The 14,260-nt window shown below is 48.3% G+C and carries 11 protein-coding genes; 4 read left to right on the top strand and 7 right to left on the bottom strand.

The features are described 5' to 3' along the window. Window positions 1-10 precede the first annotated feature (10 nt). From QUB70_RS08660 to QUB70_RS08630, 7 genes are all read right to left on the bottom strand, one after another. Window positions 11-1,552, bottom strand: coding sequence for a helicase C-terminal domain-containing protein (locus QUB70_RS08660; RefSeq protein ID WP_442927740.1), 1,542 nt, complete (start codon window positions 1,550-1,552; stop codon window positions 11-13). After that, complete coding sequence (locus QUB70_RS08655) at window positions 1,542-3,071, bottom strand: pentapeptide repeat-containing protein (RefSeq protein ID WP_332979653.1); 1,530 nt, start codon at window positions 3,069-3,071, stop codon at window positions 1,542-1,544. The genes QUB70_RS08660 and QUB70_RS08655 overlap by 11 nt, the downstream gene beginning before the upstream one ends. 76 nt (window positions 3,072-3,147) lie before the next feature. Then, entirely contained in the window at window positions 3,148-4,710 is a 1,563-nt protein-coding gene (locus QUB70_RS08650) for a pentapeptide repeat-containing protein (RefSeq protein WP_332979652.1), read from the bottom strand. A gap of 146 nt (window positions 4,711-4,856) precedes the next feature. Further along, the gene (locus QUB70_RS08645; RefSeq protein WP_332979651.1) at window positions 4,857-5,183 is read right to left on the bottom strand and encodes a zinc ribbon domain-containing protein; all 327 of its coding nucleotides are present in this window, start codon (window positions 5,181-5,183) and stop codon (window positions 4,857-4,859) included. After that, on the bottom strand, window positions 5,184-5,345 hold the full coding sequence (locus QUB70_RS08640; protein ID WP_332979650.1) for a hypothetical protein: 162 nt from the start codon (window positions 5,343-5,345) through the stop codon (window positions 5,184-5,186). It lies immediately after the preceding gene. Beyond that, window positions 5,342-5,734, bottom strand: a complete 393-nt coding sequence (locus QUB70_RS08635; RefSeq protein WP_332979647.1) for a helix-turn-helix domain-containing protein — start codon at window positions 5,732-5,734, stop codon at window positions 5,342-5,344. Before QUB70_RS08635 ends, QUB70_RS08640 begins: the two co-directional genes overlap by 4 nt. A gap of 182 nt (window positions 5,735-5,916) precedes the next feature. Continuing rightward, window positions 5,917-7,479, bottom strand: coding sequence for a pentapeptide repeat-containing protein (locus tag QUB70_RS08630; protein WP_332979646.1), 1,563 nt, complete (start codon window positions 7,477-7,479; stop codon window positions 5,917-5,919). A gap of 38 nt (window positions 7,480-7,517) precedes the next feature. On the opposite strand from QUB70_RS08630, the gene QUB70_RS08625 reads away from it, so the two are divergent. The 4 genes from QUB70_RS08625 (at window position 7,518) to QUB70_RS08610 (ending at window position 14,193) form a co-directional block, all read left to right on the top strand. Then, entirely contained in the window at window positions 7,518-8,357 is an 840-nt protein-coding gene (locus QUB70_RS08625) for a prephenate/arogenate dehydrogenase (protein ID WP_332979645.1), read from the top strand. A gap of 67 nt (window positions 8,358-8,424) precedes the next feature. Then, a complete protein-coding gene (locus tag QUB70_RS08620) occupies window positions 8,425-10,260 on the top strand; it encodes an APC family permease (RefSeq protein ID WP_332979644.1) in 1,836 nt (611 codons plus the stop codon). Between the two features lie 353 nt (window positions 10,261-10,613). Next, window positions 10,614-12,077, top strand: coding sequence for an RtcB family protein (locus tag QUB70_RS08615; RefSeq protein WP_332979642.1), 1,464 nt, complete (start codon window positions 10,614-10,616; stop codon window positions 12,075-12,077). Window positions 12,078-12,108: 31 nt separating this feature from the next. After that, window positions 12,109-14,193: an ABC transporter ATP-binding protein gene (locus tag QUB70_RS08610; RefSeq protein WP_332979641.1), complete on the top strand. Its 2,085-nt coding sequence runs from the start codon at window positions 12,109-12,111 to the stop codon at window positions 14,191-14,193. Window positions 14,194-14,260: the final 67 nt, after the last annotated feature.

The raw sequence follows: 14,260 nt of genomic DNA, 5'->3' as shown, positions 1-14,260 counted from the left end.
ACAGGTCATCTCAAGCCTGCGTCAGCCAAGTCGTATCCAAATAATCAATCCTCGCAAAAGGACTCAAAGCCGCTAAAATCTGCTGTCCGTAACTGCGGTGAATCACCCTGCTGTCGAAAATCGCCACCACTCCTTGACGTTCTCGCACCGGCGCGATCGCCCGCTGCAACTCATTCAGCGCCGCCGGCAGCAAATACAACCGAAACCAATCCCTGCGCTGCTCCTTATAATAAGCCACACGCGCCGTCACCAAAGGATTTTCCAAAGAAGGCAATGGCAAAGTTGCGATCGCCAGCAAGTGAGGCGCCCTCAATTCCCCCTGATGTTCCCGCCAAAACTCCCACCCCGTCACCAAAATCGCATTCTCGCCCACATCAGTCTTTTCAACCTGCACCCGAGAACCGAACTCAGAAGCCAAAATCGCCGCCAGCCTAGCCTTGAGCGGTACATCACCAACAATCAGCACCGTTAAACCCGCCACCGACGCGCTCATCAACAGCAAAGTCCGAATTTCTTCAATTAAAACACCCTGAAATTCCGGCGTATTCGGCAGCGGCAGCCAGTTGGGAATGTACAGTTGAATTAATTCGCTTTGTCGATCGGGCGAAAACTTAACGCTCGTCAACTCTGGCAATCCCATCATTTGCCGGAAGAGCGGAGCCTTCGGTTCCACATCCACCGCCCCCCCAATCAAAACCACAGGCACAGAAGACCAAATTTTGCTCAAAACCTCAGCCACCTGAACCGGCGCGCAGAACAGAGAAAATGACCCTGCCGATCGATTAATTTGAGCCCACCGCAGTCTTCCGTTTGTTTCCCACCGCTGCCAAAAATTGCTCCAAGCAGCCGGAATCAGCGAGTTTGGCTCGATCCTTTCAAACAGCCCCTTCAAAATATTTTGCTCTGCGGTTTCCAGCAAATAGCACTCGTCAGGTTTCGCCGGATGCTGAAAGAAAGCCCGCGTTAGCAACACTCGCGCTTCTCTGATTTCATCCGCCAGCATTGGCCCAGATTGCATTAAATCATTCCAGTCAGCCGGTTGCAAACCCGCAGTCAATTGCTGGCGCGTCCAAACTTCCAAGTCATCCACACCGTCAATAATTGTCGGAATATTGCTGTGAAGTTCCGAATTCGCCGCCAAGCGAGCCGCCAGCCAAGACTCGGGATCTGCTAGCATCAATCCTCGTCCAGTGGCATTATCCGAATAACTCTCGATCGGCCGCTCAGTTTGCAGCCACTCTTGCAAGCGCGGAATTTCCACCGCCTGCAAATGTTCCAGCAGCGGTGCCGGCGCCACCAAAATCACAGGCTGCGGCCACATCAAAATCGGCATCAAATAGCTGACTCGATACCGCTGTCGGTAAGCTCCAGCCGGAAGCCCCGTTTGGATCAGAGCGCTGCGCCCCAAGCGCAAAGCCCGCGCCACGAGCCGCGCCATCGTTAAATTGTGGGGCCAGTGCGGCTCGGAGTTCGATCGCAGGAAACGGAGCAGCGAATTGTGGACTTCTACCTCAATCAATCGATTGTACTGTTGACATTCCTCAATCAACATAATCAAAACTGGCGATAAAATCAACTACTTTTTGACCTACAGGCAAACTGAATTTACTCTCCTGATGATTTCCACCTCGCTTACCAAACTTCGGGTGAGACTGCACGGTCAAAATCTCCTGCCCCGAACTAATTAAAATAGTTTGGGTAGGTGACTGAAAAAACTGTGTTTGCCGATCGGCATTTAGTGCTGTTTGCAGCTTTATTTTCACCTCATTTAAATTATCCATCGCTGCATTCAATGCTTTATACAACTGCACTATCCGTTTTTTTTCCAAATCTTGACTTTCGATAATTTTGCTGACCGTCACAATATTTTTCTGAGTTTCTAAGGCGTCATTAAAAGGAAGAATCCCTAAAAAAGCTGCTGGCAATAAATGCTCGTCGCTATCAAATCTAAAAGTGATAGTTGTTCGGCGGTAGCCGACTTCAATATTGGGAGGACAGCTCATTGCCCCGTAATGCCGAGCTATTTCGCTGTAAGCTGTTGCTAAAGTGCTGTTTGCTGAGTAATCTAAAAGTGCGTCAACCACAATTCGCACCAACCCGGGCGTGTGATTTAAAAATTTTCTCGCTTCTGAAGGCGAATTAAATTGTTGAATCTGAGTGCCATCGCCTGCGCGGCTGATGTCAACCCACTGGCAAGTAATATCATCGGCGAGGATGCCAAACCGGGGAACCAAATACAGTTTTGCCCCTGTTAAAGTTGCCCCCTTCAAATCAGCTCCCACCCAATCTGCGTTAATCAAATTGGTTTCTGTCAAATCAGCGTGAACCAAACTAGCATTTGCTAAATTAGTATTTCTTAAATCTGCTCCGTTGAGGTTAGCTCCGGTGAATTTAGCATCGCTCAGATCGGCGCCGTTGAGGTTAGCTCCGCTCAAATCGGCCCATTTGAAGTTAGCTCCGCTCAAATCGGCACTGCACAGATTTACTTGCTGCAAAGAAGCTTGTCTCAGATCCGCATTGCTCAAATTGACGCCGTTAAGTTCTGCTTTTGTCAAATCCGCGCCGTGCAAGTTAGCTGCTTGAAAGTTAGCTGATGAAGCGGAAGCACCTCTGAGATTAGCACCGGAAAGATTAGCACCGCACAAGTTAGCTTCCGTCATTTTTACCTCTCTTAAATCTGCTTCAGTCAGGTTAGCGCCGCTGAAGTTAGTTTTACTGAGTTCGCAGCGCACTAATTCGCTTCTAATCAGGGATGCTCCGATTAATTGAGCTGCACTTAAATCGGCTCTCACTAAGTTTGCTACGTTGAGATTAGCCCCGTTTAAGATTGCCCCCGAAAGATTGGTGCTGCTGAGTCTAGCCACATTCAGGTTAGCTTCGCTGAGGTCAGCTTCGCTCAAGTTAGCGCCGCTGAGGTTGGTGATAAATAAGCTAGCCCGCCTTAAAATTGATTGGCTGAGGTTGATGCGGCTGAGATTAGCTTCATTCAGGTTGATTCCTGTGAAATTTCTGTCGCCTTCTGTGTATCTTTTGACGATGGCAAATCGTTTTAGAAGTTCTTCAGCTTCCATGGTTTTTACCTGAATGAGAGGGCTCGCGGCTAACTTTTCTGTGACATAGAAATTATCTCAAATTAATTTATAGTATTTACTCACCGAGCTGATAAAAGCTTTTGACAAACTCAACTACCGTATTTAGCGGCGGGGTTGTGAATCTTTGGGCTTTAATTGCCGGCCCGATCGAGGTTTTGTTGATTCCCGGCAAATTTGTCAAGTTTCTGCCAAAGTCGGGGTGATAGTGAACCATCAAACTTTCGGCGCTGGAGTTAGCCAGTACAGTTTGGGTAGGCGATTGGAAAAAACTCGATACCAGTTCGCGATCGAGGCGAACCGGCTGAATTTTCATTTCCCCTATTTTTCTAATTGTTTTGGTCAGGGTCACGTTCAATTGCACTACCAGATTTGAGACTCGGACGCCCAGGTTATTGCCGCTTTGGGGTTGAATCATCTTGATCAGAGTAATGAGATTTTTCTGAGTAAATGCCGCGTCGCTAAAGGGAATAATGGCAACGAAAGCTGTGAGAAATAGTTGATCGTCCTGGTCTATTCTAAATGAGATGATTGTGCGCCGCGAATTAACTTCTATGCTGGGAGGATTGCTCAAACCCGAGTATTGACGGGCAATTTGGCGGTAGGTAGCCGCGAGGACAAAGTTAGCGTCGGGGTCTAGGGGTCGATCGACAATAATTTGAACTGTCGGCGGTGTAGCATTAAAAAACCGTTGAGATTCTTCAGGCGTAAAGCGCTGAATGTGGCTGCGATCGCCGTTGGGACTCAGGTCAACCCAATCGCAGGTAATATCATCTGCTTTCAGACCGAACCTGGACACCGCGTAAATTTTTGCCCCCGTCAGGGCCGCCCCCGTCAAATCTGCGCCTACCCAATCAGCATGAATCAAATTCGCTTGAGTCAAATCCGCGTGTACCAGAGTAGCGTTCAACAAATTGACATTGCTCAAATTTGCCCCGTACAAGTTGGCCCCGCTCAATCTCGCTTCATCGAGGTCAGCACCGGTCAGGTTCGCCCCGCTGAGGTCAGCCCACCGGAGATTAGCGCCTCGCAAGTCAGCGCCGCTGAGGTTGGCCTGAGACAGATTAGCTTGTCTGAGTTCGGCATTGCAGAGGTTGACTCCTCGCAAGTCTGCCCTGCTGAGGTCGGCTCTGTGCAAGTTGGCCCGTTCCAAGTTGGCCGCTGTCAGGGTAGCGCCTCTGAGGTGAGCGCCGCTGAGGTCGGCTTGCTCTAGATTGGCTTCTCTGAGGGTTGCTTCTCTCAAATCTGCTTCGCTGAGGTTTGCACCGCTCAAGTTTGCAACGCTGAGGTCGGCTCGGATCAGTTCGGATCTGATCAGTGTGGCTTCGACGAGTTGCGCTTCGCTGAGGTCGGCTCGAATCAAGTTAGCCACGTTGAGGATAGCGCCGCTGAGGTTGGCTTTGTTGAGATTGGCACCGCTGAGTCTAGCAACATTGAGTTTGGCTTTTCTCATGTTGGCGTTTGACAGATTGGTGCCGCTCATGTTGGTGAGGCTCAAGATTGCCTCGCTGAAATTAGCCCCGCTCAGATCGATCCTGCTGAGATTTGCCTCGCAAAGGAGAATGGCAGTAAAGTCTCTTTCTCCTGCTGCGTATTTGGCGATGAGTTCTTCGGCATCCATGCTTTTCAATTTCCCTGATGTGCTAGCTAGAACAAAGCTTTGTTGTGCCAACCTTTAAACTAGAATAAGTATTTTTTTTGAAAGTCTCAGGTTTAAAGACACTGAGATTCTTAAGAAATTGCTTCCTTAACATCCCAAAGAGACAACTAAATACCTCTGGGGGAATAGCCCGCACGCCGTTTGCCTTTTGAGGGCAGCGTGTTTTCTGACAAGCGTTCGCGCGATTTAATCTCAAAAAGATTTAATTGCACTGGTTCCGATCGGCCCACCCGTACCTTTTTCGATCTAACTTTCTTTGCAATAGTTAACCCATAAGTTTCTATTGCCTTGGTTTTTACATTCCTTGCGGCTTGCAAATTGGCATCTTCGATATGTCCGCAATTAATACAAATAAACTTTTCACCGTTGCGGTTCTCTTTGTCAACGTGCCTGCACTTACTACAAGTTTGGGTGGTGTGCCGTGGGTTAACCATCTATAATTTATTGCCTGACTTCGCAGCCACATACTCAATTTTTTGGGTTAACGCATACCAACTCGCCTCGGAAATAGAACGATTTAAACCGCGTTTAGCTGATTGACCGTTAGGAAAAAATCTTCCTGTTTCAGACTTAACGGGATTGCACCGCTTCATCATGTTTTTGACTTGCAAATCTTCAACGGCAACAGCATCAGATTTGCTAACAATGGTCGGCTAACCTTTAAATTTATCAGATTTGCGTCTTGCATCAATGACGCAGAACGCTTGCGCGACCGTTTTTTTTCGCCTTTTTTTTTTGCTTTCCCAAATCTTGTTTTCCAGGGGTTTGCAAGTTGAGTGCCTTTTACTAAACTACAGGTTAAAGGCGTAATTTCTACCGTTGCTCTTAAGTCACAATAATCCCCCATCAAGAACTGTTGACGCCATCCATCAATTCTGTCTGGCAAGCACCAATTATAGGTAGCTCTTAGCATATCTAACCAGCCTGATAACTTATCGGATTGTTGATTGCTATGGCGTAATTTGTACTGGCAACTTAAAAACATTTTTGTCTCACCTCCTTTATTTATATTACATTATATTTGACACTCACTTTGTTAAAAAATATTAAAATCAAGGAAAAATTGAAGGCAGTTGAAACCGTCCGTGCCTCTTACATCTCAGGTCTAAAGACGCTGAGCTTTCCGCTTTACGTTTATTTTTTTGTTTGCAACTTGATGCAATATGCCTAGACATCTATATTGTGGAAGCCTTTTATAAAATCCAAAATGGTAGTGATATTAGCTTGGCCCAATTTTGTGCTTTCGACTAACTTGCCGGAGGTTGAGTTGTTCGGGTCGTATTTTTTAATCAGCCGCTTGCCGAAGGCTGGATGGTGATATACACTGAGTCTTTGATCGCGGGAATTAATTAAGATCATCTGTGTAGGAATTTGAAAGAAATTGATGCTTTCGCCGATTTTTGGAAAAGAACTTGAAATTTTGATTTGGTCTACTTTGCTAATAGCTTGGTTGAGAGCTTTGCTGCATAACTGGACGTGTTTGGATTCTTTGACGTTAAGTTTGCCTGCATCGTGAGATTGAATCATTTTCATCAAAGCAATCAGGTTTTTTTGAGTTGTGGCGGCGTCGTTAAAAGGAATGATGGCAACGTAAGCGGTGGCAAATAATTTATCGTCGCTGTCCATTTTAAAGGCGAGTACGGTGCGCCTGGAGCTGACTTCGATCGTGGGCGGCTGACTTAAACTCGGGTATTGTTGGGCAATTTGGTAATAAGTTGCAGCTAGGGCAAAATGAGCGCCTTGGTCTAAGGGCGAGTCAATCACAATCCTAACTGTGGGCAAGGACGAGTGAAAAAATTCTTGGGTTCCTCCAGAGTTTAACCAGTAAATTTGGCTGTGGTCGCCGTTGGGGCTGAGGTCAACCCACTTGCAGGTCATGCCTTCGGTTTTGATTCCGAGCCGCGAAACTGCGTGGAGTTTTGCTCCGGTTAAGGTGGCTCCGGTTAAGTCGGCTCCAATCCAGTCGGCGCGAATGAGATAGGCATTTGACAGGTCGGCGTGAACTAAACTGGCATTGAGTAAGTTGGCGTGACAGAGGTCGGCTCGGCTGAGGTCGGCGCCGCTCAATTTGGCTTCGCTGAGGTCTGCCCAGCGCAGGTTGCAGCCGCTGAGGATGGCCCAGCGCAAATTGACGCCGCTGAGGTCGGCTCCGCTGAGTATGGCTTGAGTGAGGTTGGCTTGTCGCAGTTCTGTGCCTCGCAAGTCTGCGCCGCTGAGGTCGGCTCGGCTGAGGTCGGCACCTTGCAGGTTGGCTTGTTCGAGGTTGGCTTCTGTCAAGGACGCGCCGCTGAGGTGAGCGCCTCGAAGGTTGGCTTGAGCGAGGTTGGCTCCTCGGAGGGTGGCTTCGGTGAGGGTGGCTCCGGTGAGGTTTGCTCCGCTGAGGTTCGCACCGCTGAGTTCGGCTCTAATTAGCTCGGCTCTGATCAGTTTTGCTCCTGTGAGTGTGGCTTTTTTGAGGTCAACTCGCACTAGGTAGGCGACGTTGAGGTCGGCGTCGGTGAGGTTTGCGCCGCCGAGATGGGCGCCGCTGAGTCTGGCGATGTTGAGTTTGGCACCGGTCAGGTTTGCTCCGCTGAGGTTTGCTCCGCTGAGGTTTGCTACACTCAGATTCGCACCCTTGAGGTTGGCTCCGCTCAAGTTGACGCCGCTGAGGTTGGCCTCAGTCAGGTTGATTCCGGCAAAGTTTCTTTCTCCGGCGGCATATTTTTTCAGGAGTTCCTCGACTGTCATGGGGGCGGCACCGTATCATTTATCCCCATTTTATTGCTATGAATATCGGTATTGTAGGACTTGGTTTAATTGGCGGCTCGATCGGGCTGGATTTGCGATCGCGCGGGTTTGATGTTTTTGGGGTTTCGAGTCGGCAGCAGACTTGCGATCGGGCGCAAGCTCGCGGTGTTGTCGCCGAAGCCAGCATACACCTGTCTGACATGGCAGCAGCCGATCTGGTTTTTATTTGCACGCCTCTGGGGTCGATCGAGCCGATCGTCCGAGAGTTGGTGCCGTATCTTTCCCCTGATACTATTGTAACGGATGTCGGTTCTGTAAAAACACCTATAGTGCAGGCTGTGTCTTCTCTGTGGCCGAATTTTGTGGGGGGACACCCGATGGCGGGGACTGCTGAAAGCGGGATTGAGGCGGCGGTAAGGGATTTGTTTGTGGGCCGGCCTTATGTGGTGACGCCGCAGGCTCAAACGCCGGCGGCTGCGGTGGATAAAGTTGAGGAGATTGCGCGGTTACTGGGTGCTAAAGTTTACCGATGCGAGCCGGAAGAGCACGATCGAGCTGTGGCTTGGATTTCTCATTTGCCGCTCGTGGCGAGCGCGACGCTGGTTGCTGCGGTCGCTCTTGAGGGCGATCGGGATATTGTTAATTTAGCCCAACATTTGGCGAGTTCGGGTTTTCGGGACACGAGCCGCGTTGGGGGCGGCAATCCCGAGCTGGGAGTGATGGTGGCAAAGTACAATCGAGAGGAATTGTTGCGATCGCTCTTTATTTACCGCGACTGTCTCGACGAGTTCATCAGCGATATCGAAGCCGAAAATTGGCAAGCTCTCGAACACAAGCTGAAGCTGACTCAACAAGCGAGACAGAATTACAACTTGTGAGCCAAAAATTGCTTAAAACTGTCCCCGTCTCGATTATGATTTGTGGACGCCTATATATTGAGTTTCAATGTACACTTATTCTCGACTCAAGCGAGTTTTACTGGGTGAATCTCTCCCCACTAGCGCATCTATTCACGAACGGCTGAGCAACGCTACAGGACTAGCTGTTCTTGCTTCCGATGCGCTTTCGTCTGTTGCGTACGCTACTCAAGAAACTCTGCTGGTACTGTTACTAGCGGGGAGTAGCAGTTTGAGTTTATCGCTGCCTATTTCTGGAATTATTATTTTACTTTTGGCGATCGTTGCGCTGTCTTACCGACAGACAATTAAAGCGTACCCCAACGGCGGCGGCGCTTACATTGTGGCGCGAGAAAACTTGGGTATTTATCCCGGTTTGATCGCAGCAGCTTCGCTGATGATTGATTACATTTTAACTGTAACTGTCAGTATTTCGGCTGGGGTGGCGGCTTTGACTTCAGCAGTTCCCTCGCTGCACCCCTACACAATTGAACTGTGCTTAGTTTTTATTGTCCTAATCATGTTTGCCAATCTCAGGGGATTGCGGGAATCTGGCAATATATTTATGGTTCCCACCTATGCGTTTATCGCTGGCATTTTTATCTTGATTGGCTGCGGTTTATTCCAACAGGCAACAGGTCAGGTTATGCCGACATTACAAAATATTCCAGCTAAGGAACCTTTGGGATTATTTCTGCTGGCGCGGGCCTTTGCGGCGGGCTGTACAGCCCTGACTGGAGTTGAAGCCATATCAGACGGGGTGTTGGCTTTTAAGCCTCCTGAATGGAAAAATGCGCGCCTGACTTTGACCTATATGGGGGGAATTCTGGGAGCGATGTTTTTGGGGATTAGTTACTTGGCTCATATTTATCAGGTGATTCCTACAGAACATGAAACGCTCCTTTCTGTATTGGGAAAACAGATTTTTGGTGTGGGTATATTTTATTACTATTTGCAGGCAGCAACTCTGTTAATTTTGCTGTTGGCTGCGAATACGAGTTATGCGGATTTTCCGCGACTTTGTTATTTTTTGTCGCGGGACGGGTTCTTGCCGAGGCAGTTGTCGCTGTTGGGCGATCGCCTGGTTTATTCTAATGGCATTAATCTGCTAAGCTTCTGCGCTGCTCTTTTAATTATCATCTTTCGAGGCAATACAAGTGCGGTGCTTCCCCTGTATGCGGTTGGAGTTTTCACTTCTTTTACTCTCTCCCAATCGGGAATGGTAATTCACTGGTTTAAGGAACGAGGTAAAGGTTGGCAAGTTAGTGCTGTAATGAACGGTATTGGTGCAGTGGCAACAACGGGAGTTTTGGGTGTAATTATTGCTACAAAATTCCTTTTGGGAGCTTGGGTTGTCGTAGTAACTATTCCGATCGCAGTCAGTCTATTTTTAGCTATTAACCGGCACTATCGGTATGTAGCGGCTCGCTTGAGCATTCAGGGAATAGAACCGAGGTCTTATCTTCCCAGACCTAGAGTTAAGGCGGTGACACATCCGGCAGTGGTGTTAGTGGGGCAGTTGCACCGAGGAACTTTCGAGGCCCTCGATTACGCTCGTTTAATTGCTGATGAAGTTGTGGCAGTTCACGTGGATATTGGTTTGACCGATCGAGCAAAATTGCAAGTAGCTTGGCAAAATTTGCAGTCTGACATTCCTTTGGAAATTCTGGAATCGCCTTACCGTTCTGTTGGTGAGGCTTTGACGCACTTTTTGACTTTGTTTGAAGAGCAGCGACCGGGAGTATATTTAACGCTGATAATTCCGGCTTTTGTGACCAGAAATTGGTGGGAGGGACTGCTGCACAACCAAACTGCTTTTTTCTTGAAAGCGGCTTTGCGGGCTAAAAAAAGTCGGGTGGTGACGACAGTTAGGTATTTTCTTTAAGTGGGGATTGGCAACTAGGGGGGATTGCCTGTACTTCCTGGCAATGAATGCTGGAATCGTGGATGACGCGCTGGCAAAATAAACCCGGTTTGTTCGCAAAATCTTTGGTTGGGATGCGATTTTTCTAGGTAAAAACCGGGTTTCTGACACCGCTTTGTAAAGCATATATATTTATTAAAAATTCAAGGAAAGGGTTGACATATCAAAAATGATATGTTATAAATTGAGTCATTAGAAAAGTTGCCTTTCAACTTATCTTAAAAAAGATTGCGGCTGCTGAACCCAAGTCTTTTGTTTACTAAAAAATCTCTTCAACTTTTGGGGGTTGCACTGCAACCCGCAACAGACTATTTATGCAGCAGCCAAAAAACTTGAACAGGCTTTTGCGAGCTTTGTCTCGGCAAGGTCTTGATGTTAGTTACGACAATAAAGTCTACTCGATTTGTCTCAAGAGTTCTCTGAAAGAACAGTGGCAAGATGCCGATGCTCAAACAGCAGAAGTTTTACTCCCAGAGGATTTTCCTGTGGAAGCAAAGGCACTGAAACAGTTAGCAAATTTGGCGAATGTTCGACACCCTCAAGGCGGCTGCGTTTGCCGCGCTTGCGCTACTCCAGATTTCCATCCGGGGGATGCGGGGGTAGCGATCGGCTCTATTGTAGAAACAGCAGGAATGGTGATTCCGGCAGCTACAGGTTCCGATATTAACTGCGGGATGCGGTTACACGTTGCGGATTTGTCGATCGAACAATTCCTCAGTCAGCGCGATCGATTTGTAGAATTGCTCAAAGGCGATTATTTTTTCGGTACTCGCGATGTCAGCATGACTGCAAAAACTGCTCGCGCGATGTTCCAACACGGGATTCCCGGATGGCTGGATGCTATGCTAGACGAGGCAACCGGCAGCGCGGCTAATTCGGATTTCGATCAGTTGGCCGCAGAGTGCGATCGCATTTTCCTCGGCGGTTCCATGAATGGCGATGTCAAATGGGCCCCCGCAGAATTAGTCCCAAACGACGGGTTAGTCAGGGATGGCGGCTTAGGTACTATCGGCGGCGGCAATCACTTTGTCGAAATTCAAGTGGTTGAGGAAGTTATCGATCGAGCTACGGCTTATACTTGGGGAGTTCGATCGGGACAAATCGCTTTCATGGTTCACTCGGGTTCGCGGAATGTCGGCAAATACATCGGCGGAATGTGGCGCGATCGAGCCCGCGAAGCCTGGCCGAAAACCCTGAAACATCCTGAATCCGGGCTTTTTCCGCTGTCTGTCGCAGCAAATCCCGAACTTGTAAGCAGCTACCTGCAAGCGGAAGCAACAGCCGCTAACTACGGTTTTATCAACCGTTTGCTGCTAGCAGAATTTCTGCGGTTGCGTTTGCGGCAAGTTTTCGGCGATGTCGAAGCTCCCTTGGTATACGATGTGCCTCACAATATTACCTTAGCTGAAGGTGCCGGCTGGGTGACTCGCAAAGGCGCTTGTCCCGCACATTCCGGTCAGCCTGTAATTGTACCCGGTTCGATGGGCGCACCGTCTTATTTGCTGGTTGGTTCGGGGAACGATCGATTTTTGCGATCGGCTTCTCACGGTGCAGGAAGGGCGCGATCGCGCTTCGATATGAGTCGCAAAGGTGTTGACAAAAGTGACAGTGCTTTGGGATTAACGGGCGTAGATTGCATTACCTTGCGCGAAGAACGCAGAATCGAAGAAGCACCGGCTGCTTACAAGCCAATTCAACCAGTAATTGACGTTCAGGTTGAGGCGCAAATGGTGGGGATAGTCGCTAAAATGAAGCCAGTGTTAACGTTTAAAGCCTAGGCTGATTTGTCTGTTCTCAAAAACTGGTTTTATGAACAGGCTAGAAGCCCGTTCCACAAGACAATTTCACAGGTTGTGGAACGGGCAAGAAGCCCGTTCCCAAAGACAATTTCACAGGTTGTGGAACGGGCATCTTGCCCGTTCCAAAGACAATTTCACAAGTTGTGGAACGGGCATCTTGCCCGTTCCAAAGACAATTTCACAGGTTGTGGAACGGGCATCTTGCCCGTTCCAAAGACAATTTCACAGGTTGTGGAACGGGCATCTTGCCCGTTCCAAAATCCATGAAAGTAAGTGCAAAATCTCAAACTTGTCCAATTATCCCCATCCTCAATTGTCACCAAATCCACCAAAACCTGTCCATCCCCTAAAGCGGCTGCTGAAGTACGGACGCCGCTACCGCCTGAAAGCTTGGCTGGCAAGTATCTGTTCGCTGCTGAATAAATTCTTTGATTTAGCGCCGCCAGCATTAATCGGTATTGCCGTTGATGTGGTGGTGAAACAGCAAGATTCTATACTCGCTCAGTGGGGAATAAAAGATGTCTTTTGGCAACTGGCAATTATTACTTTTGTTAGTTTGATTGTTTGGGCTTTGGAATCTATTTTTGAATATGCCTATGATTATTTGTGGCGCAATTTGGCTCAGGATATCGAACACGATTTGCGTCTGGAAGCTTACAGCCATTTGCAGGAATTAGAATTAGCTTATTTTGAAGAACGCAGCACGGGCGGTTTAATTTCTATTCTCAATGATGATATCAATCAACTCGAACGTTTTTTGGACGACGGCGCTAATGAGGTAATTCAGGTAATTACAACGGTTGTTGTGATTGGCGCGGCTTTTTTTGCTGCATCTCCTGGTGTTGCTGGGCTGTCAATGCTGCCGATACCTTTTATTATTTGGGGTTCGATCGCCTTTCAAAACCGCCTCGCTCCTCTCTATGCTGATGTGCGGGAAAAGGTGAGTTTTCTGAACGGGCAACTGTCGAATAATTTGATGGGAATTACTACTATTAAAAGTTTTACTTCCGAAGATTATGAAATTCAGCGGATTGAAGCACAAAGCCAAGCTTACCGCCAAAGCAACCGACGGGCGATCGTACTTTCGGCTGCGTTTATTCCCCTGATTCGGGTTGTGATTTTCTTGGGGTTTATTGCAACGCTATTTCTGGGCGGTTTGGAGGTGGTGGCGGGCAGGTTGTCGGTGGGAACTTACAGCGTTTTGGTGTTTTTGACCCAGCGGTTGCTGTGGCCGCTGACTCGCCTGGGAGATACTCTGGATCAATACCAGCGTGCAATGGCTTCTACTAATCGGGTGATGAATTTGTTGGATACTCCGATCGCAATTCGCACGGGTGATATTCGGCGGCCGGTTAGTTCGATTAAGGGTGAGTTGGAATTTAAAAATGTTACCTTTTCTTACAATCAAAGAAAACCGATTTTGCAGTATTTTTCTCTGACTCTGCCGGCGGGGAAAACTACTGCGATTGTTGGCGCTACTGGTTCGGGAAAAAGTACCTTGGTGAAGCTAATCTTGAGGCTGTACGAGGTACAGTACGGCAATATTTACCTCGACGGTATAGAATTAAATAACCTGAATTTAAAAGATTTACGGAGAGCGATCGGATTGGTGAGTCAAGATGTGTTTTTGTTTCACGGTACGGTGGCAGAAAATATTGCTTACGGCAGTTTTGAGGCTAGCAATCGAGAGATAGTAAATGCTGCGAAAATTGCCGAAGCGCACGAGTTTATCGCCCAATTGCCGGACGGTTACAACACTATTGTAGGGGAACGCGGTCAAAAATTGTCGGGGGGACAGCGGCAGCGAATTGCAATTGCGCGGGCTGTTTTGAAGAATCCGCCGATTTTGATTCTGGATGAGGCTACTTCAGCGGTGGATAACGAGACTGAGGCGGCAATTCAGCGATCGCTCGAACGAATTACCAAGAATCGCACTACAATTGCGATCGCCCACCGTCTTTCTACTGTCCGCAATGCCGATTGCATTTGTGTGATGGATGAGGGGATAGTGGTAGAATCGGGGCAGCACGAACAACTTCTCGAACAGGACGGAATTTATGCGTCGCTCTGGCGCGTGCAATCTGGTATAAAATAGAAACGCAGCGGTTTTGGGTAATTGCTAATTGGTAATTGGGAATTGGGCATGGGTAACTAATGACAGC

It is taken from the genome of Microcoleus sp. A003_D6, from assembly GCF_036702825.1.
In the GTDB taxonomy this organism is placed as follows: Bacteria; Cyanobacteriota; Cyanobacteriia; order Cyanobacteriales; family Microcoleaceae; genus Microcoleus.
The sequence above is the reverse complement of the archived record's forward strand: the minus strand, read 5'-3'. Positions and strand labels throughout refer to the sequence as shown.

Coding starts and splice junctions, on each gene's coding strand:
- QUB70_RS08640 (WP_332979650.1), bottom strand. CDS start 5,345: ATGATGAAGCGGTGCAATCCCGTTAAGTCTGAAACAGGAAGATTTTTT.
- QUB70_RS08630 (WP_332979646.1), bottom strand. CDS start 7,479: ATGACAGTCGAGGAACTCCTGAAAAAATATGCCGCCGGAGAAAGAAAC.
- QUB70_RS08655 (WP_332979653.1), bottom strand. CDS start 3,071: ATGGAAGCTGAAGAACTTCTAAAACGATTTGCCATCGTCAAAAGATAC.
- QUB70_RS08610 (WP_332979641.1), top strand. CDS start 12,109: ATGAACAGGCTAGAAGCCCGTTCCACAAGACAATTTCACAGGTTGTGG.
- QUB70_RS08650 (WP_332979652.1), bottom strand. CDS start 4,710: ATGGATGCCGAAGAACTCATCGCCAAATACGCAGCAGGAGAAAGAGAC.
- QUB70_RS08620 (WP_332979644.1), top strand. CDS start 8,425: ATGTACACTTATTCTCGACTCAAGCGAGTTTTACTGGGTGAATCTCTC.
- QUB70_RS08635 (WP_332979647.1), bottom strand. CDS start 5,734: ATGTTTTTAAGTTGCCAGTACAAATTACGCCATAGCAATCAACAATCC.
- QUB70_RS08625 (WP_332979645.1), top strand. CDS start 7,518: ATGAATATCGGTATTGTAGGACTTGGTTTAATTGGCGGCTCGATCGGG.
- QUB70_RS08645 (WP_332979651.1), bottom strand. CDS start 5,183: ATGGTTAACCCACGGCACACCACCCAAACTTGTAGTAAGTGCAGGCAC.
- QUB70_RS08615 (WP_332979642.1), top strand. CDS start 10,614: ATGCAGCAGCCAAAAAACTTGAACAGGCTTTTGCGAGCTTTGTCTCGG.
- QUB70_RS08660 (WP_442927740.1), bottom strand. CDS start 1,552: ATGTTGATTGAGGAATGTCAACAGTACAATCGATTGATTGAGGTAGAA.